The sequence below is a fragment of the Pelagimonas phthalicica genome (genome assembly GCF_004364805.1).
In the GTDB taxonomy this organism is placed as follows: domain Bacteria; phylum Pseudomonadota; class Alphaproteobacteria; order Rhodobacterales; family Rhodobacteraceae; genus Pelagimonas; species Pelagimonas phthalicica.
On sequence record NZ_SOAP01000003.1, the window covers coordinates 303,065 to 329,883 of the forward strand.

18 protein-coding genes are annotated in these 26,819 nt (G+C 58.9%); 12 read left to right on the forward strand and 6 right to left on the reverse strand.

What is annotated here, in order from left to right:
• The first annotated feature begins 93 nt into the window (after positions 1-93).
• The 7 genes from CLV87_RS19600 to CLV87_RS19630 all read left to right on the forward strand — a co-directional run bounded on the left by CLV87_RS19600 (position 94) and on the right by CLV87_RS19630 (position 7,335).
• Entirely contained in the window at positions 94-1,059 is a 966-nt protein-coding gene (locus CLV87_RS19600; protein ID WP_099248888.1) for a Bug family tripartite tricarboxylate transporter substrate binding protein, read from the forward strand.
• Positions 1,059-1,499: a tripartite tricarboxylate transporter TctB family protein gene (locus tag CLV87_RS19605; RefSeq protein ID WP_099248890.1), complete on the forward strand. Its 441-nt coding sequence runs from the start codon at positions 1,059-1,061 to the stop codon at positions 1,497-1,499. The genes CLV87_RS19600 and CLV87_RS19605 overlap by 1 nt, the downstream gene beginning before the upstream one ends.
• A 10-nt stretch (positions 1,500-1,509) precedes the next feature.
• Positions 1,510-3,015: a tripartite tricarboxylate transporter permease gene (locus tag CLV87_RS19610; protein ID WP_099248892.1), complete on the forward strand. Its 1,506-nt coding sequence runs from the start codon at positions 1,510-1,512 to the stop codon at positions 3,013-3,015.
• Entirely contained in the window at positions 3,015-4,364 is a 1,350-nt protein-coding gene (locus CLV87_RS19615) for an acyclic terpene utilization AtuA family protein (RefSeq protein WP_099248894.1), read from the forward strand. The genes CLV87_RS19610 and CLV87_RS19615 overlap by 1 nt, the downstream gene beginning before the upstream one ends.
• Positions 4,361-4,663 (forward strand): DUF4387 family protein, encoded by a 303-nt coding sequence (locus tag CLV87_RS19620; protein ID WP_099248896.1) that lies wholly within the window; start codon positions 4,361-4,363, stop codon positions 4,661-4,663. The genes CLV87_RS19615 and CLV87_RS19620 overlap by 4 nt, the downstream gene beginning before the upstream one ends.
• Before the next feature lie 129 nt (positions 4,664-4,792).
• Positions 4,793-6,199 (forward strand): glucuronate isomerase, encoded by a 1,407-nt coding sequence (uxaC, locus tag CLV87_RS19625; RefSeq protein WP_099248899.1) that lies wholly within the window; start codon positions 4,793-4,795, stop codon positions 6,197-6,199.
• Positions 6,200-6,837: 638 nt separating this feature from the next.
• Positions 6,838-7,335, forward strand: a complete 498-nt coding sequence (locus CLV87_RS19630) for a MarR family winged helix-turn-helix transcriptional regulator (protein ID WP_099248901.1) — start codon at positions 6,838-6,840, stop codon at positions 7,333-7,335.
• Between the two features lie 273 nt (positions 7,336-7,608).
• Here CLV87_RS19630 and CLV87_RS19635 read toward each other — a convergent pair whose 3' ends face one another.
• From CLV87_RS19635 to CLV87_RS19650, 4 genes are read right to left on the reverse strand one after another with little or no spacing between them, the layout of a single operon-like run.
• Positions 7,609-8,277, reverse strand: coding sequence for a DUF1194 domain-containing protein (locus tag CLV87_RS19635; RefSeq protein WP_235872000.1), 669 nt, complete (start codon positions 8,275-8,277; stop codon positions 7,609-7,611).
• A gap of 29 nt (positions 8,278-8,306) precedes the next feature.
• Positions 8,307-8,735: a VOC family protein gene (locus CLV87_RS19640; protein WP_099248905.1), complete on the reverse strand. Its 429-nt coding sequence runs from the start codon at positions 8,733-8,735 to the stop codon at positions 8,307-8,309.
• 54 nt (positions 8,736-8,789) lie between these two features.
• A complete protein-coding gene (locus CLV87_RS19645; RefSeq protein WP_099248907.1) occupies positions 8,790-10,199 on the reverse strand; it encodes a surface lipoprotein assembly modifier in 1,410 nt (469 codons plus the stop codon).
• Positions 10,200-10,203: 4 nt separating this feature from the next.
• Positions 10,204-11,211: a hypothetical protein gene (locus tag CLV87_RS19650; protein WP_099248909.1), complete on the reverse strand. Its 1,008-nt coding sequence runs from the start codon at positions 11,209-11,211 to the stop codon at positions 10,204-10,206.
• Positions 11,212-11,410: 199 nt separating this feature from the next.
• Here CLV87_RS19650 and thyX point away from each other — a divergent pair, with 199 nt between their 5' ends.
• The 4 genes from thyX (at position 11,411) to CLV87_RS19670 (ending at position 16,437) form a co-directional block, all read left to right on the forward strand.
• Positions 11,411-12,316: an FAD-dependent thymidylate synthase gene (gene thyX / locus CLV87_RS19655; protein ID WP_099248911.1), complete on the forward strand. Its 906-nt coding sequence runs from the start codon at positions 11,411-11,413 to the stop codon at positions 12,314-12,316.
• Positions 12,317-12,320: 4 nt separating this feature from the next.
• A complete protein-coding gene (locus CLV87_RS19660; RefSeq protein WP_099248913.1) occupies positions 12,321-13,133 on the forward strand; it encodes a TIR domain-containing protein in 813 nt (270 codons plus the stop codon).
• Positions 13,134-13,701: 568 nt separating this feature from the next.
• On the forward strand, positions 13,702-15,660 hold the full coding sequence (parE, locus tag CLV87_RS19665) for a DNA topoisomerase IV subunit B (protein ID WP_099248915.1): 1,959 nt from the start codon (positions 13,702-13,704) through the stop codon (positions 15,658-15,660).
• A gap of 66 nt (positions 15,661-15,726) precedes the next feature.
• Positions 15,727-16,437 carry a hypothetical protein gene (locus CLV87_RS19670; protein ID WP_099248917.1) on the forward strand — a complete coding sequence of 237 codons (711 nt, stop codon included), beginning with the start codon at positions 15,727-15,729 and terminating at the stop codon, positions 16,435-16,437.
• 15 nt (positions 16,438-16,452) lie between these two features.
• On the opposite strand, the gene CLV87_RS19675 is transcribed toward CLV87_RS19670, so the two are convergent.
• The gene (locus CLV87_RS19675) at positions 16,453-16,860 is read right to left on the reverse strand and encodes a c-type cytochrome (RefSeq protein ID WP_099248919.1); all 408 of its coding nucleotides are present in this window, start codon (positions 16,858-16,860) and stop codon (positions 16,453-16,455) included.
• 64 nt (positions 16,861-16,924) lie between these two features.
• Positions 16,925-18,397 carry a hypothetical protein gene (locus CLV87_RS19680; RefSeq protein ID WP_133840852.1) on the reverse strand — a complete coding sequence of 491 codons (1,473 nt, stop codon included), beginning with the start codon at positions 18,395-18,397 and terminating at the stop codon, positions 16,925-16,927.
• 716 nt (positions 18,398-19,113) lie between these two features.
• Between CLV87_RS19680 and CLV87_RS19685 the strand changes: the two genes are divergently transcribed.
• The gene (locus CLV87_RS19685; RefSeq protein WP_099248923.1) at positions 19,114-26,694 is read left to right on the forward strand and encodes a Hint domain-containing protein; all 7,581 of its coding nucleotides are present in this window, start codon (positions 19,114-19,116) and stop codon (positions 26,692-26,694) included.
• Positions 26,695-26,819 lie beyond the last annotated feature (125 nt).

Sequence of the window (26,819 nt, forward strand, 5' to 3'; positions counted from 1 at the left end):
CCTTTTTCAGGGGGTGACAGGTTGATGTCAGGTTAGACCGTTTCACTGACAACATGAGAGGGGCAACCCTTCATGTCAAATGGGAGGAAACCAATGACGAAACGTCTTATCAAGGCGCTGATGACCAGCGCCGTTCTTAGCGTATCTGCAACCACAGCGTTTGCCGCAGAATGCATTGCACCGGCCAACCCGGGCGGCGGCTGGGATTTCACTTGCCGTCAGATCGGCAAGATCATGCATGATATCGGCGCGGTGGATAAGCCTGTTCAGGTCACCAATATGGCCGGTGGCGGCGGCGGTCTGGCCTTTGCACATGTGGTGTCTGAGCGTGGCAGCGACGCGGATCTGATCGTGGCGGCCTCTTCGGCAACCTCGACCCGTCTGGCGCAGAATGCCTATGCGGGCATGACCGCTGACCAGGTGCGCTTTGTGGGGGCAATTGGCGCCGATCCGGGCGTGATCGTGGTGGCGGCAGACAGCCCTTACCAGTCGCTGACCGATCTTGTTGACGCGATCAAGGCCGAGCCGGGCAAAATCGCCTTTGCTGGTGGTTCTGCCGTTGGTGGGTTCGACCATATCAAACCGCTGATGGTGCTGCAGCGCGCCGGTATCACCGATGTCAAAGCCATCAAATATATCGGCGTTGACGGTGGCGCGGATGCGATCACCCAGACCGTGGGTGGCTTTACCCAGGCGATGACCGGCGACATGTCCGAAATCGTTGGCTTCCTGAAATCCGGTGACGTGCGCGCCATCGCCGTTCTAACCGAAGAGCGCGTGCCCGGTTTCGAGGACATCCCAACCGCCAAAGAGCAGGGGCTGGATGTGGTCGCGGTGAACTGGCGAGGGCTCTATGTGCCAAAAGACATCAGCGATGATGACTTCAACATGTGGGCCGAGCGCCTGCAAAAGGTCGCCGATTCCGCTGAGTGGCAGGAAGCCATGGCCGCAAACGGCCTTGCGCCTTTCACCAAGGTCGGCGGTGATTTCCAATCTTATGTGGACGGTGTCGTTGCGGAAATCCGTGACCTGTCCAAAGAGATCGGGGTGATCCAGTAATGGCCTCGGACCGCATCTTTGGCGCGGTCGTGACACTGATTGCACTGGCGTATATCGCCAGTGCAACACAGATCCAGACCAGCTTCATGGCCGACCCGGTTGGCCCGAAAACCTTTCCGATCCTGATTGGCGCAGTGGCCGCCATTTGTGGCATCGTGATCATCCTGAAACCTGACGAAGATCCGGCCTGGCCCGAATTGCGCACCCTGGGTGCCTTGGCTGTCGCTGTTGTGGTCTTGGTGGCCTATGCCTATGCGCTGAAACCGCTGGGCTTTCTGATCCCGACCGCGGTGACCGCCGCGATCCTGAGCTATCAGATCCACCCAAACACAAAACAAGCCGCGCTTGCCGGGATTGGCCTGTCTCTTGGCCTGTTCATCATCTTCAAATTCGCTCTTGGACTAAGCCTTTTCGGGCTGCCGAGCTTTCTGACCCACTGAGGGTACTCCCATGGAATTGCTATCCAATTTGGCGATCGGCTTCGACATCGCCCTGTCCCCCTTTACCCTGATGCTGGCCGTGTTCGGCTGTTTCATTGGCACGATCATCGGCGCTTTGCCGGGGCTTGGCCCGTCTAATGGCGTGGCGATCCTGATCCCGCTGACCTTTTCGATGGGGCTGGATGCGACATCTGCCCTCGTCCTGATGACGGCCGTTTATTACGGCGCGATGTATGGCGGGCGGATCAGTTCGATCCTGCTGAACATCCCCGGTGACGAACCGGCCCTGATGACCACGCTTGACGGCTACCCGATGGCCAAGGCCGGTCGCGCGGGCGATGCGCTGGTGATCTCGGGCGTTGCGTCGTTTGTAGGGGCGTTTCTGGCCACGATTGGCCTGATGCTGCTGGCCCCAATGCTGGCGCAGGTGGCCTTCCTGTTTGGCCCTGCTGAATACTTCGCGCTTTACCTGCTGGCCTTTGCCACGCTGGGCGGGCTGGCCTCGAACAACCAGGCCAAGGCGGCGATTGCTTCTTGTATTGGCCTCGGCATTGCCATGATCGGCGTCGACAACAATTCCGGCATGCCGCGTCTGACCGGGGGCAATCTGCACCTGTTTGACGGCATCGATTTCCTGGTTGCCATTGTCGGGCTGTTCGCCATTGCCGAAGTGTTCTTCTTTATCGAAAGCCATGGCAAGAACACCTCGATTGGCGTGAAGCTGGAAAAGGTCACCGTGCCGGTCAAGGAAATCGTCGGGTCCAGCGTGACCATGCTGCGCTCCTCCGTTGTGGGCTTTATCGCTGGGGTTCTGCCCGGTGCCGGGGCCTCTCTGGGGTCCTTCCTGTCCTATATGTCCGAGAAATCCATCGCCGGTGAAAAGGGAGGGTTTGGGACCGGGGTCGCCAAGGGTGTCGCCGCGCCCGAGGCGGGCAACAATGCTGCTGCGGGTGGTGCGCTGGTGCCGATGCTGACGCTGGGCGTTCCGGGCTCGGGCACCACCGCCGTGCTGCTGGCTTTGCTCATGACGCTCAACATCACGCCAGGGCCAACCCTGTTCACTGAACGGCCCGAAGTGGTCTGGGGCCTGATCGCCTCGCTGTTGATCGCAAACTTTGTGTTGCTGTTGATGAACGTCCCCATGGTCAAGATCTTCGTAAAGATCCTGTCAGTGCCTGCCTGGGTGCTGTTGCCGGGGGTGACCATGGTGTCCTTTGTCGGGATCTATTCGCTATCGGGCTCTTACTTTGACCTGCTGCTGATGGTGCTCTTTGGGGTGCTGGGCTGGGTGCTGCGCAAGCTGGACGTGCCCACTGTGCCGATCATCCTGGGCATCCTGCTGGGTGGCCACATGGAAGACGCGCTGCGCCGCGCCATGGTGCTGTCGGATGGGGATTGGACCTATCTCTTTAGCTCGGGCATTGCCATTGGTCTCTGGGCCGTGGCCGTGGTGGGCTTTGTCGCGCCGATGTTCCTGCGCCGTTTCTTGACCAAGCCGCAAAGGATCACCGACTGATGGTAAAAGTCCTCATCCCGTCCGGGGCCTTGGGCCTGGGCTATGACCGCGCGGCCTTGGCGCGCGGCATCGCTCAAAAGCCCGACATCATCGCAATCGACGGGGGGTCCACGGATAGTGGGCCCCATTACCTTGGCACCGGGAGCTCGAAATATTCGCGCAGCTCGACCAAGGCCGAATGGGCCGAGCTCATGGCCGCACGGGCAGAGGCCGCCGTGCCCTTGATCATAGGCACGGCGGGCACCTGCGGTGCGGACTCGGCGGTTGATTGGCTGGTCGACATCACCCGCGAAATTGCCCGCGAGCGGGGCGAGCGCCTGAAACTGGCGGTGCTGAAAAGCGGGCAGGGGGCAGAGGCCATGACCGCCGCGCTTGAGGGCGGGCGGATTTCTCCGCTGCCTGCCGCGCCCGAGATCAGCGCCGAGACCCTGCGGGACTGCAGCAATATTGTTGCCCTGGCCGGGGCTGAACAGATCCAGGCGGCGCTGGCCACCGGGGCCGATATCGTCATTGCCGGGCGCACCACGGACACGGCGATCATCTCGGCCCTGCCTCTGGCGCGGGGCTGCCATGCCGGGGCGGCCTGGCATGGGGCCAAGATCGGCGAATGCGGGGCACTGGCCACCACCAGCCCCAATTCCGGCACCATCCTGATCGAGTTTGACGCCGACGGCTTTACCATGACCCCCATGGGTGACGAGGCCCGCGCCACGCCGCATACCGTCTCGGCCCATATGCTCTATGAAAACTCCGACCCCTATATCCTCTATGAACCCGGCGGACATCTGGATGTGACTGGTTCTGTTTACACCGCGTTGGATGACCGGCGGGTCCGGGTGACGGGCAGCGTTTGGGTGGCGTCCGACAGCTATACGGTCAAGCTCGAGGGCGCGCGCCGCTCTGGATACCAGACCGTCTCGCTCGTGCTGGTGCGCGATGCACGCTATGTGGACCATATCGAAGAATGGTGCGCGGATATTGTCGCCAAATGCACGGCCAAAGCACGCACACGGATCGACGGCGCGTTTGACATCGAGCTGCGAGTGATTGGCCAGAACGCCACCCTTGGCGATCTTGATACCAGCGCCCACAAAGGCAGCGAGCTGGGCGTCATGGGCATCATCACTGCCGAAACCGAAGCGCTGAGCCGCGAGGTGGCCAAGATGCTCAACCCCTATCTTCTGCATCACCCGCTGACCGAACAGGAAGAGATGCCAACCTTTGCTTTTCCGTTTTCGCCCCCGGAAATGCCGCGCGGCGCGGTCTATCAATTCTGCCTGAACCATGTCTTGCAATTGGAGGACCCGATGCAAGCCTTTGAGCTGACAACAGAGGAGCTGGGCGCATGACCCGACTGGTGGATGTGGCGCAAAAAATCCGGTCCAAGAATGCGGGCCCGTTCTGGCTGACCATCGACATTTTCTGTGGCGATGCCGAGCGGTTCGAACGGGTGCGCGCTGGGTTGGATACACAGCACGTGGCTGCGCTTTTCCGAATCCCGAGCCAGACGCTCAAGCGATTCGACATTGCCGATCTCAACACGATCAAGCTCAGCCTGCCGCGCCCGAACATTCAGGGCATGCCCGCTGACCGCGATATGCACGGGGCGTCCTTTGCGAATTTGCTTATGGAAATAGAGGGTTTTTGACCTAAGGTAAGCTATGAGCGAATCTTGGCCCTTCTATGAAAACAAAACCGGTCGGTTCAGTTTTTGACATCCCTGACAGACTAGAATATCAATTCTGTCGCGCAGACCATTCGCGACAGGACCACGACAATGTCTCTCACCGATCCGGACCGTCTCTTTCCCTATGATGGGGCATTGCGCGGGCTTGCCCGGGCGATTTACAGCGGGATCAAGGATCTCCCGATCCTCAGCCCGCATGGCCATTGTGACCCGCGCTGGTTTGCCGAGAATGACCGGTTTCCCAACCCGGCGGAGCTGTTTGTCATCCCCGATCATTATGTGTTTCGCATGTTGGTCAGCCAGGGCGTGCCGATGGAGGCGCTTGGGATTGCCCGTCAGGATGGAAGCTCGGTCCCGCAGGATCCGCGCAAGGTCTGGCAGCTATTTGCGGATCACTTTCATCTGTTTCGCGGCACCCCATCGGGGCTGTGGCTGAACCATGCCTTTGAGCATGTCTTTGGTTTTCTCGAACCGCTGACGCCCGAGAATGCAGACAGCTATTACGATCACATCGACGACACGTTGGGGATGGAGCAATTCCGCCCGCGCGCGCTGTTTGACCGGTTCAAGATCGAATGTCTCGCCACCACCGAAGGGGCGCTGGATGATCTGCGCTGGCACAAGCAGATCATCGCCTCGGATTGGGCGGGGCGGGTAATCACCACCTATCGCCCCGATGCCGTGGTGGACCCGGAATTCAAAGGCTTTGCCGCCAATCTTGACGCGTTTGGTGCCTTGACCGGCGAAGATATCGGCAGCTGGGCCGGCTATCTCAACGCTCATCGCACCCGTCGCGCCTATTTCCGCGACCATGGGGCGACGGCCACCGATCACGGGCACCCAACGGCGCAGACGCTGGACCTGCCCCAGGATGAGGCCGCTGCGCTTTATGCCAAGGTGCAGTCTGGTGATTTCACCTCTGCCGAGGCCGAGGCGTTTCGCGGGCAGATGCTGACCGAAATGGCTCGGATGAGCGTTGAAGACGGCATGGTCATGCAGATTCATGCCGGGGCGCGGCGCAATCACAATGCCTCTGTCTACGCGGATTTCGGGCGCGACATGGGGTTTGATATTCCCCAGCGCACCGATTTTGTTTCGGCGCTCAAACCAATGTTGGACGCGGTCGGGATGGAGCCTGACCTGACCATCCTTCTGTTTACATTGGATGAAACCACCTATGGGCGCGAATTGGCCCCCTTGGCCGGGGCCTATCCGGCCCTGAAACTGGGCCCGGCCTGGTGGTTCTTTGACAGCCCCGAAGGCATCAAGCGCTACCGTCAGATCACAACAGAGACCTGCGGGTTCTACAACACCGCCGGGTTCAACGATGACACCCGCGCCTTTTGCTCAATCCCTGCCCGTCACGACGTGTCGCGCCGGGTGGATGCGGCCTTTTTGGCTGAGTTGGTGGCGACAGGCCGTTTGACCGAAGAAGAGGCCTTTGACCTTGCGCGGGCGCTGACCGTGGATTTGGTCAAATCCGCCTACAAACTGTGACGCTAACCTAACTAAAGATCCACCAGAACAGAACACCCCAGGAACTCAGCCCCAGGATCGCACCAAAGGGAATCCACCAGCCTTCGGGCAGGGGGGATTTCTGCGGCTTTTGCGTAGGATCCGCAGCCCGCACGGCCCAAACAGAGGCTTTGGCACGGGAATTTGGTGGATATGTTGGCGTCTGGTGGATGGTCATATCGCTAAGCTAGTGTGAATTGGTTTCTACAACCTTAAGGGGTTTCGCCTCCTGCGCAAGACCCGAAGTGGTGCGATTTGATGCTATTTGGCGTCAAATGCACAGCGGAGCCTTATCAAGATCAAGGTATTGTGGTGTTCTCCCGCCATTTTCCTGTCAAAACCATGGCGATTTGCTGGGATGTCGAATCAACACATCCCTCGCCAGCCTTGCAAAGCTTTGCAGGTTCCTCTTGACCCGATAAGCGGGAAAAGCGTTTGCGTTGCATCAGAAACGCCTTCTTTACACATGCGAGAAATATCGCGGTTCTGGTAATAAACACCGCGGTTTATGTTAATGTTTGACCAAATTAGATCGCATTTTCATGGCTTTCGATGCGGTTTAACGCAATATTCGGTTTTTTCTTGAAATGTCCGTCTGAACGAAACAGGCGGAGAACGAAATGAGCATTCATTCGTCCATGGATAATGGAGCCAATCAGGGCTTCATGACGAGCTATCTTGACGCGCTCGGCTTGGTGGAACGGCTCCACCGGCTCTTGCTGGATGTCATCAAAGACGAATTTGAACGGCTTGGCATCATTGATGTCAATGCGGTGCAGGCATTGCTGCTGTTCAATATCGGAGAAAACGAGGTAACGGCGGGCGAATTGAAGTCGCGCGGTTACTATCAGGGCAGCAATGTCAGCTACAACCTGAAGAAACTGGTCGAAATGGGCTATATGCATCATCAGCGCTGCGAAATTGATCGCCGTTCTGTGCGTGTGCGTCTGACCCAGCGCGGTCGTGACATTCGTGACATCGTGTCCGAATTGTTCTTGCGTCACGCCGACGGCCTGCAGAGCAAGGCTGTTCTCAGCGTTGAAGGGATCGACGATATCACCACATCCCTGCGCCGCGTCGAACGCTATTGGACCGATCAAATTCGGTACATCTACTAATCCCGCTCCCCCAAGGCCAAGCACCGAAATGCGCAAGGCGGGGTGGTGAAAGTCCCGGTGAGATCAGACCAGAACGGTCCGCTCACTTTGTAAAGATCATGGTCAGTAAAGGCAGAGTAGCGACGCCTTTCGACCGGAAAGAATAAAGGTTAGCTACAAGACAATCGCACTGCCACGAGGTTTCCGTCAGATCTGCCTGACCGTCCTCAGACCCTTCTCACCCATATCATCAATCGACCAACCGCCATGTGATGGCGTGGTATCTGTATGCGCCTAGCGCTGTGAGGCATCCGTGCCTTGCTGCGGCAGGAGGCTGCCCACGACCCGTGTCTCGATCTCGCGGTAGAGCTTGCGCGTCATGGCGCGTTCATAGCCTTCATAGCCCTGCGCGGTTTCCAGAAACGCGCCGGGGCCGTGCAGCACCTCGAATTGGAAATGATCCACCACATCCGGGTCCGCACCCAGCACCGCCAGCCCATTCACCGTGATCCCGTCAAAGGGGAAGTGTTTATAGGCGAGTTGCGGCCAAAACCCGTCATTGGTGATGCCATCCCCGGATAGGTCAATCACCTGCCGGTCGCAGTCCGGGGCACGCTGCATCAGGCCCGCGCCAAAGCCCAAAGCATAGCCCATAGCCGTCGGAAACCGGCTGAACGACCGGCGCGCGCCCGAGATCAGCACCGAAGCCGCCTCGATATCGGCGGGGCTTTCCAGCCAGGTCCAATCCAGCACGATCCGCGACTGACGCCGCCCGCTCCATTCATAGACCGCCAGGGCGATGCCGCCACCGGACAGGATCGCGCCTTGGACATCTTCAGAAATCAGCGCCGCAGCCAGCCCGTCGCGCTGCAAGATATACTCGATCTCATCCACGGATGAGGACACATCCTGCGCCAGCACCAAGGCCAGCGGGCAGGCCTCGGCCCCGCCCGCAAGTGTCACTCCAACTGCCAGCGCCCGCAGCACCGGGCTTACCAGTGACCTACGTTTTCCATGCTGGTCCAGGGCTCAGCCGGTTCCAGCGCGTCGCCTTCCTGCAACAGCTCGATCGAGATGTTGTCGGGCGAGCGCACAAAGGCCATGCGCCCATCACGCGGCGGGCGATTGATCACCACGCCATTGTCCTGCAGGAACTGGCAGGTCTCATAGATATTGGGCACCGAATAGGCGAGATGGCCGAAATGGCGCGAATCCGAGGGCAGTTCATCATCGCCATCCCAGTTATAGGTCAGCTCAACCGGGCAATCCTCCTGCCCGTCTGGGGCCATAAAGATCAGCGAAAACCGCCCCGCCTCGCTGTCATAGCGCCGCGTTTCCTTGAGCCCCAGCAACTTGTAAAATGCCATCGAGGCCTCAAGATCTTTGACCCGGACCATGGTGTGTAAATATTTGATTCCCATCGGTAACGTCCCTCTCCCCGCCGACTCAACCTTGTGAGCGCAAACAATTCGAGGTCAGAATACCGATTTGATCCCTAACCGCAAATCGGTGGTTTGACTGTCGAACTCATCATAGTTGGATTCACGATCACGTACTGTGATCCCAATCTCGGGGGCAAACCCGTAAAGGTCCATCTTGGGCAGCAAGAGGTCCAGCGACAGGCTCCATTCTTCATCCAGGCGCGTCTCATAATCATTACCGGTAAACAGCGAAAGAATAGCGGCAGAGCGGGGCATCTCGTCATAATCAGAGCGTTGATACCCCAGGGACAAACGCGGCTGCACGCCCATAACCGGACGGGCCTTGGCAATGCTCAACTGCGCTGTTTGGAACTGTTTGCCGACCCATCTGATGTCAGTCAGCGTATCACCCGCAGAAGCGGCCAGACTGATTTTGCCAAACTGAAAGCGCCGCGCAAGCGTCACACCAGCTTCGCGTGTCAGCAAAGTATCCTCGTCATCGTTGAGCAAGCGTTCATACCGCAAACTTGTACGGGCCGTCGCGGTATAATGCTGCCCCAAAGCGTGACCGAAAAACAGTGTCATCCCTGTGACGTTGGAAAACCCCTCTCCGGCGCGCTGGTTATGCCGGACAAAGACCTCACCATTGGCCAACCAGTCGCCCTTTGCGCTGCGACGTTCATAGCCGAGCGAAAAGCCAAGACTGTCTTCGCTATAGTCTCGGTTGCGGGCGGATAGTACGCGTTCGCGTGCTTTGTCGCTCAGCTCAACGCGGTGGGTGTCCAATTCTACGCCAAGTTTTAAACGTTGGTTTTGCGTCAGCGCGTATCGGTAGCTGAAATCGATGCTGGCCCCGTATCGAAAACCTGAAAGAGGGCGGTTTGAATTGGGGTAGGTGATCGCCCCTATTTCCGAGGTTTCTTTTGTCGGCCCTCCGTTCAGATTATCCGATGGGGCCGCAATCAGTGCCAAGTTCAACCGCCAAGGTGTCAGCCGCCGCAGCTTGCGGAAATCGGAGACGGCCATGTTGCGCATTTTGGTCTCGGGGGCGACCTGGGCGGCGCGGCGCAGCCAGTATTGCGCGATGCCCTTATTGCCATCCGAGGCCAGCGTCCCCGCCTGAACCATCGCCGCGAAAAACCGGTCGCGGTCGATTTCGGCCTTGTTCCAGGCCAGTTTGGCCGATTTGCGCGCGTCTTTGTGTTTGCCCAGCTCCTGTTCAGCGCGGGCTTTCAACAGCAACGCCTGCACATCCCCCGGGGCCCCGATCAGCACCCCATCCGCCAAAGCCAAGGCTTCGGCCGCACGCCCGGCGCGCAGCAATCGGGCGGCAGCTGCGCGGGCCTCCTCCAGGCTCAAACGCAGCTCATCCGCCGCCACCACATAGGGGCTGGCCGACACGCTTGCCAAAGCAAGGCAGCCTGCCAGCACCGCGCGGCGCATCAAAGAGAAAAGGGGGCGCATCTCCCTACCGGGTCGCGACGAAACCGCCTGTTTCGCGCACCGAGACCTCAACATAGGCACCGGTATCCGGGTCGATTCCGACCGGCCCGTCCCCTTCGACAATCACGATGCCCGCAACCTCTTCGCCATTGGGGCCAGCAAACATGCCTTCCCAATTGCCCGTCGCCCCGGCCTCGCCATTGACATAGGCGGTCGCGGTCGAGGATTGGATCGTCCAATCGTCAAAGTTGATCTGCGAAGTCGCGAGCGAGATAAAGTCTGCCCCGTCCAGATCGGCAATATGCACACCGTTCTCGTCAAAGAACTGACGGCTGGCGATGATGCCTTCGACCGCGCCAATATCGTCGAAATCCTCGATATCCACATCCAACGTGGCAACCCCGGTCACATATTGCACCGAGACACCGGCCCCGGTGTTGGTCACCGTGCGCACCGCCGCATATTCTCCGGTAAAGACATAGGACTGATCCGCCTCCGGGAGCGCGCCACTGCCGCTCAACCGCTGCGCGGCCACACCGCCAAAGCCAAAGCTGACATAACGGTCTGTCGCCGCGGCGGTCACTTGCGAGAACCCGCTATCGCTCAGCCGGAACACCGCATAATAATCCGCCGTTCCCGACGCATTGCGATAGGCATCAAACCCTGTGCCAGATGTACCCTGGATCGACACCGACGCCGCCCCATTGCGCTGATACAGGTTATCGTCGCCATCAAAGGGGAGGTTGTTCAGCACCAGCTCACCCGTGGTCGGGTCAAAATCCACGGCATTCATCCGCAGATTGTCATCATGCTCATGGCCAAACGCCTGATCCGGGTCCGTATCCGTCCCGGTCACCGGCGTGGAATCATCGGTCGTTGCGGTCGGATCCGCGACCAGTGGTTGATTGTCGTCCCCAATCCCGCTGCCGTCACCGTCAACGAGTGGATTATCTGAATTGTCGCCGCCCGAGCCGATGGCGGCACAAGCGGAAAGGACACCCGCACACGCGAGCGCTACAAAATTGCGATACATCTGACTGCCTCAGGTCTTGCCCGTTTTATATTTTGTCAGCAGCCTGCCTGCGCCCGCCGCCCCAAGTCAATCACCAAGCCACCCCAGCGCCGCAGTTTCGCCGCAACTGAGGCAAAACTGTCGCCCATATATCGCGTTCCCCCAGCGCCATACCCCAGATATAGTGTCACCCGACTCATCTTGTGGGAAAGGAATCGCCATGCCCCTCTCGTCCGAACAGCAGGCCGAAATCGAACAACAGCGCAGCGTCAGCACACAAACCCTGCGTGCCACCGCTCCGGGCATGGAGAAACACCTCTACACCGCCTATCCCGTTCTGGATCATGGCTTTATCCGCGTTGTCGACTATATGGGCGACGATGCGGCTATCTGTCAGGCCGCCCGCGTCTCCTATGGCAAGGGCACCAAATCCGTCCAGAACGACGAAGGCCTGATCCGCTATCTCATGCGCCACTGGCACTCGACCCCGTTCGAGATGTGCGAGATCAAGCTGCACGTCAAACTGCCGGTCTTTGTTGCCCGCCAATGGATCCGCCACCGCACCGCCAACGTCAACGAATACTCGGCGCGCTATTCCATCCTGGATCGCGAATTCTACATCCCCGCCCCCGATCACCTCGCCGCGCAATCCGTGGTCAACAATCAGGGCCGGGGCGAGGCGCTGTCGGGCGAAGAGGCGCAGCGGGTCCTGCGCTACCTGACCGAGGATTCCATGCGCGCCTATGACCACTACGAAGAGATGATCTCGCAAGATGGTCAACAGGGTCTGGCCCGCGAACTCGCCCGCATGAACCTGCCCGCCAATGTCTACACGCAATGGTATTGGAAGGTCGATCTGCACAACCTGCTGCACTTCCTGCGCCTGCGCGCCGACGCCCACGCCCAATACGAAATCCGCGTCTATGCCGACGAGATCTGCAAAGTCGTCGCCGACTGGGTGCCATTTGCGTTTAAGGCGTTTGAAGATTACCGCATGGGTGGCGCAACCCTCTCCGCCACAGCCCTTGAGGTTGTGCGCCGGATGTTGAAAGGTGAAGAAGTCACGCAAGAGACATCCGGCATGTCCAAAGGCGAATGGCGGGAATTTGAGGGTTTGTTGGGGTGAATAGATGAATATTAATTGTGGGATTGAACCTGAGTTCTCGTTAGAAAATGTTCTGGGGCAGTTGCAAGTGTTTCTTAACCGCGGAACTGCGCTGAGTGTTGGAAAGCAAGGGGCTCAGCACCACAGTTGGTACCGTGAAACTAGAGATTTTCTTGCAGAGTACTTTAGTGATGATGCAGTAAGAGCCTACTTTGAGGCTGCGGCAAATTACTCTGAACCTGATGTCTATGTCATTGGTGGCGACACTGTCTATGGGAGCTTTGACAAGCCGACCGCTCTAAAGGCACTGAGAACCGTTATTAGAAATGCGGCAGCCTATTCAAAGGAAGAGGAAGAGGAAGAAGATAACGGGCCTCTGCCATCCGACAAGGTTTTCATCGTTCATGGTCATGATCATGCGATCAGAAGTGAAGTGTCGCTTTGTATACAACGTCTTGGCTTGCGTTCTGTCGTCTTGTCTGAACAAACCGACAAGGGACGAACGATAATTGAAAAGTTTGAAGACAACTCAAATGTTGGCTTTGCTGTTGTTTTGATGACTGGCGACGATGTCGGTGGAAACAAAGGAACACCTGCTGAGAATTTGAAAAGAAGAGCAAGGCAAAACGTTGTTTTGGAACTGGGTTACTTTTCCGCGAAGCTGGGTCGAAGCAAAGTTTGCGTCCTCTACGAAGATGGCGTGGAATTACCGTCAGATTTTTCGGGTGTTATTTACAAACCGATAGATTCTGCGGGAGCTTGGAAATACGAACTCACACGTGAATTGAAAGATGCAGGTTTTGAAGTGAGTCTTGACGATTTGCACCGTAGCGCCTGACCCGAGGGGAGGGCGTAACGCGCCCACCCCGTCCCGCCAGAGGCGGGCCAATATCGTCGGCGCACCTTTGGTGCGACGGGGCGGGGCAGGCGCGACAGAAATCAGCAGGCTGATTTCTGTGGATCAAGACGGTAGCGCCAGGCATAACTCCAAACCTCGCGACATGCCGTAGGGTGGGGTTTTACCCCACCGATCTTGGCGGTGAATTTTGAACGGGGTTTGGGTTCCATTGACCACCGAAAGGGCCTCACCGGGTGGCTGGAGCTCTTTTTCGTTAACGAAAAAGCCTCCCTTGCCACGCCGCGCAACGAGACGGGGCTCGTTGCGCGGGGCAATCTCTCCTAAACTCCGTCCGAATCGGACATATTGGGTCTGCGCCTTCCCCCGGGGCCCCGCGACTCACCCCACCCAATCCCTCCTAAATCAACGCTGTTTTGTACCGATTGCCCGTTGCGCAAAAACCGGGCGACGGGATTAACTTGGCGGGACGATGGCTTAACCAACCCTTTCACGTGTCGTGCAGGTCTGTCATAATGCCCGCCAACCAACAGCAAAAAGAGCAGCGTTTATGGCCGACGATCTTCTCCAGGCAGCCGATACCCCCACCTATGATGCCTCCTCGATCAAGGTGCTCAAAGGCATGGAGGCCGTGCGCATGCGCCCCGGCATGTATATCGGCGGCACCGATGAACGCGCGCTGCATCACATGGCGGCCGAGATCCTCGACAACTCCATGGACGAGGCCGTGGCAGGCCATGCAACCCGGATCGAGGTCGAGCTAAATGCCGATTATTCCATAACAATTCGCGACAATGGTCGTGGCATCCCGATTGATCCACACCCCGAAGATCCCAGCAAATCCGCTCTGGAAATGATCTTTACCGAGCTGCATGCCGGCGGCAAATTTAACGGCGATGCCTATGAAACTTCGGGCGGTCTGCACGGGGTGGGGGCCACCGTTGTGAACGCCCTGACCGACAGCCTCGTGGTGCAGGTCGCCAAAAACAAAGAGCTGCACGAGATCCGCTTTTCCCGCGGCGTCCCGCTCGGCCCGCTCACCATGATCGGTGCCGCCCCCAACCGCCGCGGAACCACCGTAACCTTCCATCCTGACAAGGAAATTTTCGGATCGCACCGATTCAAACCGGCGCGGCTTTTGAAGATGGCCAAGTCCAAAGCCTATCTATTTTCCGGCGTTGAAATCCGCTGGAAATGCCATGTGGACGAAGCCGATGTTCCCAGCGAAGCGGTCTTCCATTTCCCCGGCGGCCTGGCCGATTACTTGTCCGAAACCCTTGTGAAATCAACCACCTACGCCGAAACACCCTTTGCCGGAGTTGTCGATTTCAAAGAGAAGTTCGGCACGCCGGGCAAGGTGGAATGGGCCATCAACTGGACCCCATCGCGCGATGGCTTCATCCAATCTTATTGTAACACCGTCCCCACCCCCGAAGGCGGCACCCACGAAGCCGGTTTCTGGGCCGCGATTCTGAAAGGAATCCGCGCCTATGGCGAGCTGGTCAGCAACAAAAAAGCCAGTCAAATCAATAGGGATGACCTGATCACGGGTGGCTGTGCATTGGTCTCTTGCTTTATCCGAGAACCGGAATTTGTCGGCCAAACCAAAGACCGCCTCGCCACGGTTGAGGCACAGCGCCTTGTGGAAAACTCCGTGCGGGACCATTTCGATAACTGGTTGGCATCAGACACAAAATCCGCCGGGGCTATCCTCGATTTCCTCGTGTTGCGCGCCGAAGAACGCCTGCGCCGCCGCCAGGAAAAAGAAACCGCCCGAAAATCCGCCACCAAAAAGCTGCGCCTGCCCGGTAAGCTAACCGATTGTTCGTCGAAATCGCGCGAGGGCACGGAGCTGTTCATTGTCGAGGGCGACTCGGCCGGCGGGTCTGCCAAAGGCGCGCGCAACCGCGAGACCCAGGCGCTTTTGCCGCTCAAGGGTAAGATCCTCAACGTGCTTGGTGCGGCCTCTAACAAATTGAGTTCAAACGCAGAAATCCGGGACCTCTGTGAGGCGCTTGGCGTTGGTCTGGGCACCAAGTTCAACGTTGATGATCTGCGCTATGACAAGATTATCATCATGACCGATGCGGATGTGGACGGGGCGCATATCGCCTCTCTTCTGATGACCTTTTTCTTTACCCAGATGCGTCCAATGATCGATGCCGGGCATCTCTATCTGGCCTGCCCGCCGCTTTACCGCCTGACCCAAGGGGCCAAACGGATCTATGTGCCGGATGACGCTGCCAAGGACGCGGCCATGGATAAGGGCCTGGGCGGAAAAGGAAAAATCGACGTACAGCGCTTCAAAGGCCTTGGTGAAATGGATGCCAAAGACCTGAAGGAAACCACGATGGATCCCGACACCCGCACGCTGATCCGGGTCACGATCGATGAGGATGAGCCGGGCGAAACCGGAGATCTGGTGGAGCGGTTGATGGGCAAAAAGCCCGAACTGCGGTTCCAATACATCCAGGAAAACGCCAAGTTCGTCGAAGAGCTGGACGTTTAACGCCGGGGTGCCAAAATCCGGCACAAACCCCTTGCTTAACCTGCGATTTCAGGGCCTTCTGAAGGCATGTTTGCGCGTCTTTTTCTGATCCTGTCCCTTTTGGTTTTGGCGGCTTGTGGCCGTCCTTTGGCCCCGTCTGAAACGGCCTATCTTCAGGCCATTCATGGCGATCAACTCGACACTGGCAAGATGCGCATTGTGGATGGGCATTTTGCTGGCAGTGTCACCTATCAAATCCCGGTGCGCCCGCGCACGACCTGTCAGGAACGCATATGGCCGCCGCAGACCAAGGCCAAAACGGTGACGGTTTCACCTGCGGCGACGGTCTTGTTCAACAAGACTCTGTATCGCAAAGATCTGTATTCGCAGGACTTTATGGCGGGGTGGCCGGAGCAGATCGATCTGTTCTATGCCATGCTATTGGCGCATGAGGCGACCCATGTCTGGCAATGGCAAAACCGAGCGCGCACCGGTTACCACCCGTTAAAGGCGTTGCGGGAACATGCCAACAGTGCCGACCCCTATTTGTTTGATCCGGATAACACCAAGAGCTTTTTGGACTACGGCTATGAGCAGCAGGGCTCGATTGTCGAGGAATATGTCTGTTGCCGCTTGCTGGACCCCAAAGCGCCGCGCACGGCGCGCCTGCGTGCCATGATCGCCAAGGAGATGCCCATTGATGGGTTGGATCGTGCCCTTGGGCCTGGGCGGGTGCGGTTGCCTTGGGCCGGGGTCCAGACCGAGGGGATCTGTCGCGGCGAGGGCGAAGCAGGGTGACTTGACCCAGAGGCCTTATTCAACCCGTTGTAATTCTTGTAGAAACGCGACCAGATCGACCACGGGCTGCGAGGTCAGAACCGGATCACCATCCCCGGTCGGCATCGGCACGTCAAACCGCCCGTCAAAGTAGTCGCCATAGACCGGCATCGGAGAGCCGTGACTGACCAGCGGTTCGCGCCCGTCAATCCGTTTGACCACACGCTCGAGCGGAAAGCGACCACCGTTTTGGGCGGCAAGCTCTGTCAGGTTGGCGGGTTTGATCATCAGGACTCCGGCCATCGGACCATTTCCGCGCCCCTCCAGCCCATGACAGGTGGCGCAATGGGTTTGGTAATGGGCGCGCCCGATATCGGCATCCTGTGCCGCGGCGGCGCTTGCAATCGTCACACTGGCCAAAGCCGTAAGAAAGAAAATGCGCATGATCCGTCCTCCTGATACATGCGCTGAGTTTGGGAGTGTTTCGGAGAAATTGCCTTGATCGGTGTCAAACCACCGCCGTGAGGTTGGGGCGTTGGCGCGGGGCACTGTCGGGCCATTCCTGCAAATCACCATCTTGCAGATATTCGACAGTGCCGGTGCCGGACGCGCGCGGATGGGCGTTAAGCTCGATATGCTCGCCATCAAATCCGGCAAAGGACAAGGTGGCGCTGCGATTGTCCGTCGCCAGGGTTTCCCGCAGCAAAAGCAAGGCGATAGACTGGCCCATGCGCAGCTCAACATGGTTTTCCGAAGAGTAATAACCGCCCCCCGCAACCCGTGCCAAGGCGAAATTGGCACAGAGCTGGTGCAGCTGTTCGGTCAACTCAGCGCCGGACCGCCCGTTTTCAAGGCTTACCGGGCTATGCGGAATTGAGGTGTCGAGCACCGCTTTAATCAGGGTCGTCAGCGCCCCAGCGACAACCATATGCGCCGCGGTCTGAGAGGGGGGCAAAGGCGCGGAGTATTCTTGCGTCAACGGCAGGAACACACAGTGTTTCAGGCAAAGGCCGTCGCGCAATGACGCGTTGACCTTGGACATCCAGGACACAAGGTTGGGCGCGGCGTAAGACAGCTCAGAGGCGATCTGATGCGGCAAATTGTTTTCTGGCTTGTGTGTGCGCTGCAGGTTTTCCAGGGCGACAGAAACGCGCGCCGCCATAACCGCTGGGCGGTCCTGACGCGCGGCGTGGGTCGCCCGCCATTTGGCAAATTTGGTGGCCCGCTTTTCCGCCTGTGCCATCAGGGACAGTAAACGCTGCCCAGACCAATTGCTTTCGCAAAGATCATGGGCGCTTTGCAATCCGCGATCCAGGGCGACGTCACTGCGCATCGCAGACAGGGCCGTATTGAAGAACGGACGCGCGGCGGGGATGTCGCTGACATGTTTGGCCAAGGCGTTGACGGTTGAGATTTCCGACGCGTTATCAATGAGATGGTTCAAACCGGCACCGCTATGGCTGGCACACCAAATCTGCCAGTCAGACATGGGGGCCGACACCGCGGGAGGCACCGTGTCGGATTGCCCGGCAACCGAACCTTTGTCCGCCATAAGGAGCGGGGAGGGGACAAAGCTGGCGGTCTGCGTCGCGACGCCGGTTTGAAACATGGTCCGCAGGCACAGCTGGTTATCGGCATTCAAATACAGCGCGCGCCGGTCGCTGGCCTCTTGTGCGATGTCGGAATGCAGCCCTGACATGGTGTCAAACCAGCTGAGACTGCGCAATTCGCACAGGACTTCGTGCAGGTTGAACCGCTGATGCGTGTCCAATGCCACTTCGTGATGGGCAAGATGCAACCGCTCAAGCGGTTGATCCTGCATCAGGGCAACGGCAAACAAATGCGCCAGTTCCGCCGCCCATTCGCTGTGCGACATCTCGTTTTGCAAATCGGACTGCAATCGCAGGCCGGGTTCCGGGGACAGACCTGCACCGGGGATGACCCTTAGGCTGGGCGCTGGACTGGCAGGAGACGGACGCATGACTGACCTCATTCAAGTCGGAAGCTTGGTGTTTCTGAATTCGCTTGATGACAATCTGCGCCCAAGGCGTGAACCGACCGTGATTTTTGCGTAAATTCCCGCAACTCAAGGGGAAAACTTGGAAAAATTCCGCTTTTTTAGGCGGTGTTTCAAACACAGGGTCAAGGTTTGCGAGGGCGATCTATCGTTACGTGTATAAAATTCACGTCACAAAAAGGGATCGATTCCGTGCATCGAATCCATGCCTGGAACAGATCCAACGGAATAGCCGGAGCACAAGGCTCCGGCCCACTCGTCCCAACCGATAAGAGCAGGTCTGATCGGCAATACCCCCTACAATCCTTGTTACTTCCGGTTTGCCATGCGGGATAATAACCCGGGCAATCCGGCACCTTGGGCCTCAATCGTTCAAACGACGGAAATACCATCGCGAGGTCACTCGCAAACCGGTCCCGCCTGCATGCTAGGTTTGGAAAGGTTGAAATCCTCTTTATGAGCGCCCGAACTCGCTCAAATCCTCAGGAAACAAGCCAAGTCAGACAATGCCAGCCTGCGAAACAATGGCAGGATTGGGGCAGGTTTGGTCTGAAATTCCATCAGTTTAACCCGCCCGTTCCGCATTCATGCCGAATTCCCGGCGTTTCTAACCAGTGACGCATGCCGTCTTGCGACGGGGGCCACGCAGTGTGGCAAGTACATAGGTTAGGAGCGCTGACATGGCGACGTATACGGTAACGACATCAAACTGGAACTCCCCGGCTTTCTGGTCTGGCGTTAGCGAAGGCGCTGATGGGCATGAGTTGGATTTCTCCGGTTTGGGATCCGATTACACGGTCGAACATGATGTCTTTAGCGGTCAGATCACCATTTCCGATGGCACAACGACCTTTGTGATTGGCGACTTTACCGCTGGGGCGTCTGATGCCTATCTCGGCGGCACAACCCTCCTGACCTATTTCGACACGGTGTCCGGCTCCGAAGGTGACGACACGCTGGTATCGAGCACGGGCAGCGACACGCTGGAAGGCGGCGGAGGCTCCGATACCTTTGTGGTCGGCAATGGCAATGAAACCATTATCGGCGGCGAAACCGGCAGTGACATGGACATTGTTGATATCAGCGGCGCGGATGATGCCCTGACCGTGACCTTCACCGGCGACGAGGCCGGGACCTATAGCGATGCCGATGGCGACAGCGGCGCGTTCAGCGAGGTCGAAGGGTTCTTTCTCAGCACCGGTGATGACTCGGTTGATGCCTCGGCGGCGACCACGGATGGTGTTTTTGCGGTTGGGCGCGACGGCGATGACACCCTGAGCGGCGGTGGTGGCGATGACACTTTTGTCGGCGGTGAAGGCGCGGATGTTCTGACGGGTAATGATGGGGCCGACAGCCTGTCTGGCGGTTTGAACGGCGATACGATCAGCGGCGGCGATGGGGCTGACAGCGTTGATGGTGGGTCTGGCAGCGACCTGATTGACCTTGGCGCAGGTGATGATGAGGCCGCCGGTGGCTCGGGTCGCGACACCATTTCGGGTGGCGAGGGCAATGACACGATCTATGGTGACGATGCCGATATCGGCACCGATGCCGGAACCCTGGGCAGCTTTGACTTTTCTGCGATTTCGTCCTCGGGCGATGTGGGCACGGGCGTCATTGGCCAATATGCAATCTATGACAATATCGGGACCACCAGCGATGGCACGGTGGTTCAGGCGCGCATCACCATTTTGGATGCGGACGATCCCAATATCCAAGTCGATTTTGGCACCAACTCAGTCTATATCAACGAAAATGGCGAAGCTCTTGCCGGGACTGGCGTTACCCTTGGCTTTGAGTTCTTTGATCAGGCCACGGGTGAGCCGATCCAGATCAGCGGCGGCTTTACCTTCCACGATGTTGATACCACCTCGGAAAGCGTGACGGCCCTGTCGGCGGATGTGGAATCCCTGACCCTTTCGGCCGCGCCCGTTACCAACTTGACCCCGGCAGATAGCGGCGAACAGCTTTCGGCCTCTTCCGACGGAACCAGCTCGGGCAATGCGGATGAAAACCATTGGGCGCAATTTGCCTATACCGGCCAGCATTCGCTGGTGTTCGAGGTCACGTCACGCGGGGCCGGAACGAATTACGCCTTTTCAACAGATGGGTTTTCTTCTCCCGGGACGACGATTTACGCCACCCCGGAAGACCAGAATGACAGCATAGATGGCGGCCTTGGCGATGACCTGATCTATGGCATGACCGGCGATGACACCCTGAATGGGGATGAGGGGCAGGACACGCTGAACGGCGGCGTCGGCAACGATCTGATTGATGGCGGTGCCGATCAGGACGTGATCACCTTTGAGGATGGTTTTGGCAACGACACCGTTGCGGGTGGCGAAGCTGTCACCACGGGCAGCGACTTTGACAGGCTGGACCTGAGCGGCGTGACCGGCAACGGCGTGAGCGTCACCTTTACCGGCGATGAGGCCGGGAATGTGACCTCTGGCAGTGACAGCATCACCTTAACCGAGATCGAAGCCGTGACCCTGACCGATCAGGATGACAGCTTTACCGGTGGCAGTGGCAATGAGGTCGTCGATGCGGGCGCGGGTCAGGATACCCTGATCGGCGGTGCGGGCGATGACTCGCTGTCTGGTGGCGATGACGAAGATTTCTTTCAGTTGGGTGACGGGTTTGGCGCGGACACCATCACCGGTGGCGAAGGCGGCAGCGACAATGACACCATCGACTTTTCCGGGCTGACCACTGACGCGACGGTTGATCTGAGCGGGGTCGAAAGCGGCAGCATCACCAGTGGGGCCGACAGCGCCACCTTTAGCGAGATCGAGGTTGTGGGCCTTGGCGGTGGGCGCGACACCGTTGTTCTGGCGGATGGCTCGGGCAGCGACACGGTCAGCGCTTTTGACATGACGGATAGCGGCGATGGCAGCACCAATGACCAATTGGATGTGTCTGGCCTGACCTCGGATGGCGGCACGACGCCTGTCACCACGGATGATGTGGTGGTCAGCGATGATGGCAGCGGCAATGCCGTGCTGACCTTTCCAGGCGGCGAAGCAATCACCTTGGTTGGCGTGGCACCCGCAGATGTGAACGACGCGGCCGAGCTGCAAAGCATCGGTATCCCAGCCCCAAGCCCGATTGCGGACTTCATCGTCGAAGGCACCGGTGCGGGCGAAACCATTGATGTTGGCTATCTGGGTGATCCCGAAGGCGATGTGATTGACGGCGATGATCATTCCGACGGGTCCGATGCGGATCTGGTCTATGGCTATGGCGGCGATGATTCCATCTCTTCGGGCGCGGATGCAGATACGGTCTATGGCGGCGCTGGCAATGATACGTTGGATGGTGGCGCGGGCGCGGATGCGCTCTATGGCGGCACCGGCGATGACAGCATCCAGATTGGCGGTGGCGACACCGCTGCGGGCTTTGACGGCGATGATCTCTTCACCGCCGACAGCACGCTGTTGGATGGGACCTCGGCCAGCGTCACAGGCGGCGAAAACGCCGAGACCGGAGGCGACACGCTGAGCGTCGGGGATTACACCGGCTCGGTCACAGTGGATCTGTCCCCAACCGATCCGGAAGCTGGCACAATGCAGCTTGGCACGACCACGATCAATTTCTCGGAAATCGAGCATGTGGAAACCGGTGATGCCGATGACAGCGTTACAGGTGGCGATGGCAATGACAGCGTATCCACCGGGGCCGGTGCCGATACGGTTGACGGCGGCGCAGGCGACGATGTGTTCGATATCGGTGCTGGGGATGGTGAGGCGGATGTGATCCGCATGGGGGATGGTGACGGCAATGACACCATCATCGGCTTCGAAGCCCCAACCGACAATGGCGACGGCACCTATAGCCCACAAGATCTGTTGGATCTGTCGGGCATGACCGATGCCAGCGGCAACCCGATCAGCACCGAAGACATTGATGTCACCGACACCAATGGCGACGGCACAGGCGATGCGGTATTAAACTTCCCCGATGGAACAAGCCTGACCCTGTCCGGCGTTCCCATGTCGGATGTCGAAGACAAAACTCAGCTCTTTGCCATGGGCGTCACCCTGTCGCCCGGCGATTTCATCGTCGAAGGCACTACTGGCGCAGATCTGATCGACGAAACTTATTCCGGCGACCCCGAAGGCGACTTTATCGAGAATAACGACCATTCCGATGGCTCAAACGCGGATTCCGTGCTGGCCGGGGATGGGGATGACACCATCCTCAGCGGTGTTGATAACGACACAATTGATGCAGGCGAAGGCCATGACAGCGTCGATGCCGGAACCGGGGATGACTCGGTCCATGGTGGCGCTGGCGGCGATACGTTGCTGGGCGGCGAAGGCCATGACAGCGTGCGCGGTGGCGATGGCGATGACAGCCTTGTTGGCGGCGATGGCAGCGACTCGCTTTATGGCGAGGTTGGCTCGGACACCGTTCTGGGTGGCGCGGGCGATGACACGCTCGAAGGAAACGAAGGCGCTGACACGCTGATTGGCGGTACCGGCAATGACTGGATGCGCGGCTCTTATGACAATGACGCGCTATGGGGCGGCGAAGGGGATGACTTCCTCTGGGGCGGCTTTGGCGACGACACCTTCCATATCGAAAACAACTTTGGCAATGACACGGTCGATGCCGAGGGCGTTGCCGAAACTGTTGGCGATACGCTGGATCTCAGCGCCGTAACTGACGCGCTGCGCGTTGACCTGACCCAGGCCAATGCCGAGGCGGGCACCGTCACCGATGGCACCAGCACGCTGACCTTTGACGAGATTGAAAACATCATCCTTGGTTCGGGCACCGATACGCTGGTTCTGGCTGATCTGGGTGGCTCGGACACGGTTGGCGGTTTTGAGTCCCCGACCGATAACGGAGACGGGAGCTTTACCGGCAACGATCTGCTTGATGTCACTGGCCTGACCAATGATGACGGTGATCCGGTCACCACCGATGATGTCACCGTCACCGATGATGGCAGCGGCAATGCGGTGCTGACCTTCCCCGGTATGGTGGTTCTGACCCTCGAAGGCGTGTCCCCCTCCGAGGTGCTGACCCCGGCGCAGTTGAATGCGATTGGCGTGCCGTTGGGCAGCGTCTCCAATGATTACATTGTCTCCGGCACCGGCGCGGGCGAGGTGATCGACACCGCTTACACCGGTGATCCCCATGGCGACATGATCGACAATCTCGATCATTCGGACAGCTCGAATGATGACAGCGTCGAAGCGGGCGACGGCGATGACACCATCATTGCCGGTGCGGGCGACGATACCGTGCATGGCCAAGGCGGCGATGATGTCTTTGTCTCGGGCAGCGGTCTGGACAATGACAGCCTGATTGGCGGCGAGACGGGCGAGACTGATGGCGACACGGTTGACCTGACCGCGATCAGTGACGATCTGACCGTGACCTTCTCGGGTGACGAGGTCGGCACAGTTACCGATGGTACCGACACACTGTCCTTTGAAGAAATCGAAACACTTGCCTTGGGCGCGGGCAATGACAGCGTGACCGGGTCCGCTGGCGACGAAAGCATCGCTGGTAACGGCGGTGCGGACACCATTGACGGCGGCGCGGGTGATGACACGATTGCGCTGGGCGCATCTGATGGCGTCAATGATGAGCTGATCTTTGAAGATGGCGACGGCAATGACGTCATCGAAGAATTCGAAGCCCCAACCGATAATGGCGACGGCACCTTTACCGGCAATGATCAACTGGATGTCACGGGCCTGACCGATGCGGGCGGCGATCCGGTGACCACCGATGATGTGACCGTCACCGATAGCAATGGCGACGGCACCGGCGATGCCATCCTGACCTTCCCGAATGGCGAAAGCCTGACCTTGGTGGGCGTGCCTGTTTCTGAGGTCTCCAGCCCGGAACAGCTCGAAGCGATCGGTATCCCAGCCGCCGCCCCGGTCAGCGACTATGTTGTCTCCGGCACCGGCGCAGGCGAGGTGATCGACACCGCTTATACCGGTGATCCGCAGGGTGACATGATCGACAACGCTGATCATTCTGACGGGTCCGACGATGACAGCGTCGAGGCGGGTGAAGGCGATGATACCATCTATGCCGGCGAAGGTGACGACACCGTGCACGGCGAAGGCGGCGATGACCGCTTTACCATTGATGCAGGTCTGGACAATGACAGCCTGATCGGTGGCGAAACAGGCGAAACCCTGGGCGATGAAGTCAACCTGACCGCGCTCAGCGATGACCTGACCGTCACCTTTACCGGCGATGAAATCGGCACCATCACCGATGGCACGGACACGACCAGCTTTGAAGAGATCGAGCGGCTTGAACTCGGCTCGGGCAATGACAGTGTCACTGGCTCTGCCGCGGCGGACAGCATCGCTGGTAATGGCGGCGCGGACACCATCGAAGGCGGCGCAGGGGATGACACAATTGCTCTGGGCGCAAGTGATGGCGTCAATGATGAGCTGATCCTGGATGATGGCTTTGGCAATGACATTGTCGAAGAATTCGAAGCCCCGACCGATAATGGCGATGGCACCTTTAGTGGCAATGATCAGCTGGATGTCACCGGTCTGACCGATGCGGGCGGCGATCCGGTCAACACCGACGATGTGACTGTCATCGACACCAATGGAGACGGTACGGGTGATGCCATCCTGACCTTCCCGAATGGTGAAAGCGTCACCCTGGTTGGTGTGTCAATTGCCGAAGTCTCTAGCCCCGAACAGCTCGAAGCCATCGGCATCCCCTTGGCCCCGGTTGCTCCGGTTCCGGGCGTCGTGTCGGGCACCGGCGCGGGGGAACTGATCGATGACAGCTATCTTGGCGATCCCGAAGGCGACATGGTCGATAATGGCGATGGCCCTGCCTCCTCGGACATCGATACGATCCAGGCCGGTGCCGGGGACGACACCGTCATGGCCGGTCTGGATGATGATAGCGTTCTGGGCGAGGCCGGGGATGATGTGCTGGATGGCGAAGCTGGCAGTGACACGCTGGATGGCGGCGATGGTCGCGACACGCTGATCGGTGGCACAGGCGATGACGACCTTTCGGGCGGCGCGGATGAGGACTTCTTTACCCTCACCGACGGGTTTGGGGATGACAGCATTGATGGGGGCGAGACCACCACCACCGGTGCGGATCAGGATACGATCGATGCCTCTGGTCTGACCGGCCCGGTCTCGGTGACCTATACCGGTGACGAAGCGGGGACGCTGAGCGATGGCACCAGCACCGCCACATTTACCGGCATCGAAACCATTCTGCTGGATGATGGCGATGACAGTGTTGACGGGTCGGGTGACACGGGTGGTCTTGTGGTCGATGGCGGGCTTGGCTCTGACACGATCACGGGTGGCGATGGCGATGACAGCCTGGATGGCGGCGATGATGCCGACACGCTGACCGGTGGTGACGGCGCGGATACCATGATGGGCGGCGCGGGGAATGACGTGCTGAATGTCGGCTCGGGTGATGATGCGCAGGGCGGTGATGGTGACGACACCTTTAATGTCGGGGCCAGTGATGTTTCGGGCGGCAACCTGACCATTGTTGGCGGTGAAAGCGGCGAGACCGCGGGCGACACGCTGAACGTGACCGGCCCGGCAACCATCACCATGACCGGCACCGAAAGCGGCACCGTGGAATGGCTGGATGGCAGCACGCTGTCCTTCTCCGAGATCGAACAGGTCAATTACGTGCCCTGTTTCACGCCGGGCACCTTGATCAAGACGGTCGAGGGCGAGGTTAATGTGGCCGAAATCCGTCAAGGCGACGTGATCCTGACCCGCGATAACGGCTATCAGACCGTGCGCTGGGCCGGGGCCAAGGTCCTTCGCGGTGATGAGATCGCCTGCAACCCGTCGCTGCAACCAATCCGCATCGCGCGCGGAGCCCTGGGCAAAGGCATGCCGGAACGCGACATGATCGTCTCACCGCAACACCGGGTTGTGATGTCGGGCTACGCGATTGAGCTGCTCTTTGGCGAGGACGAAGTGCTGGTTGCCGCGACCCACCTGGTGGGCCGTCCGGGGATCACCCGCGAATGCCCAGAGGCGGGCGTGACCTATGTGCATTTCATGTTCGACCGCCACGAGCTGGTGATGTCCGATGGCACCTGGACCGAGAGCTTCCAGCCCGGTGATCTGTCACTGGCGGGGCTGGATATGGACCAACGCGAAGAGCTGCTAATGCTGTTCCCGCAGCTGGTGTCACCCATGGGCCGCGAAGCCTTTGGCGCAGCGCGCATGTCGCTCAAGGCCTATCAAGCACGGTTGCTGATCGAAGTCTGAGAGCCTTAAAGTATGAAGAGCAAAAGGCCGCCCATTGGGTCGCCTTTTTCCGCGAGGCAGGCGCAGCCAAATTCCATCGATGGAATTTGCAAAAGTTTTCACAAAACTTTTGATCGCCCAGCCGC

Bases quoted from the DNA above. Each gene is read 5' to 3' on its own strand.
- CLV87_RS19650 (WP_099248909.1), bottom strand. From the start codon at position 11,211: ATGTATCGCAATTTTGTAGCGCTCGCGTGTGCGGGTGTCCTTTCCGCT.
- CLV87_RS19610 (WP_099248892.1), top strand. From the start codon at position 1,510: ATGGAATTGCTATCCAATTTGGCGATCGGCTTCGACATCGCCCTGTCC.
- CLV87_RS19680 (WP_133840852.1), bottom strand. From the start codon at position 18,397: ATGCGTCCGTCTCCTGCCAGTCCAGCGCCCAGCCTAAGGGTCATCCCC.
- CLV87_RS19645 (WP_099248907.1), bottom strand. From the start codon at position 10,199: ATGCGCCCCCTTTTCTCTTTGATGCGCCGCGCGGTGCTGGCAGGCTGC.
- parE (WP_099248915.1), top strand. From the start codon at position 13,702: ATGGCCGACGATCTTCTCCAGGCAGCCGATACCCCCACCTATGATGCC.
- CLV87_RS19640 (WP_099248905.1), bottom strand. From the start codon at position 8,735: ATGGGAATCAAATATTTACACACCATGGTCCGGGTCAAAGATCTTGAG.
- CLV87_RS19630 (WP_099248901.1), top strand. From the start codon at position 6,838: ATGAGCATTCATTCGTCCATGGATAATGGAGCCAATCAGGGCTTCATG.
- CLV87_RS19600 (WP_099248888.1), top strand. From the start codon at position 94: ATGACGAAACGTCTTATCAAGGCGCTGATGACCAGCGCCGTTCTTAGC.
- uxaC (WP_099248899.1), top strand. From the start codon at position 4,793: ATGTCTCTCACCGATCCGGACCGTCTCTTTCCCTATGATGGGGCATTG.
- CLV87_RS19670 (WP_099248917.1), top strand. From the start codon at position 15,727: ATGTTTGCGCGTCTTTTTCTGATCCTGTCCCTTTTGGTTTTGGCGGCT.
- CLV87_RS19660 (WP_099248913.1), top strand. From the start codon at position 12,321: ATGAATATTAATTGTGGGATTGAACCTGAGTTCTCGTTAGAAAATGTT.
- thyX (WP_099248911.1), top strand. From the start codon at position 11,411: ATGCCCCTCTCGTCCGAACAGCAGGCCGAAATCGAACAACAGCGCAGC.
- CLV87_RS19675 (WP_099248919.1), bottom strand. From the start codon at position 16,860: ATGCGCATTTTCTTTCTTACGGCTTTGGCCAGTGTGACGATTGCAAGC.
- CLV87_RS19605 (WP_099248890.1), top strand. From the start codon at position 1,059: ATGGCCTCGGACCGCATCTTTGGCGCGGTCGTGACACTGATTGCACTG.
- CLV87_RS19615 (WP_099248894.1), top strand. From the start codon at position 3,015: ATGGTAAAAGTCCTCATCCCGTCCGGGGCCTTGGGCCTGGGCTATGAC.
- CLV87_RS19685 (WP_099248923.1), top strand. From the start codon at position 19,114: ATGGCGACGTATACGGTAACGACATCAAACTGGAACTCCCCGGCTTTC.
- CLV87_RS19620 (WP_099248896.1), top strand. From the start codon at position 4,361: ATGACCCGACTGGTGGATGTGGCGCAAAAAATCCGGTCCAAGAATGCG.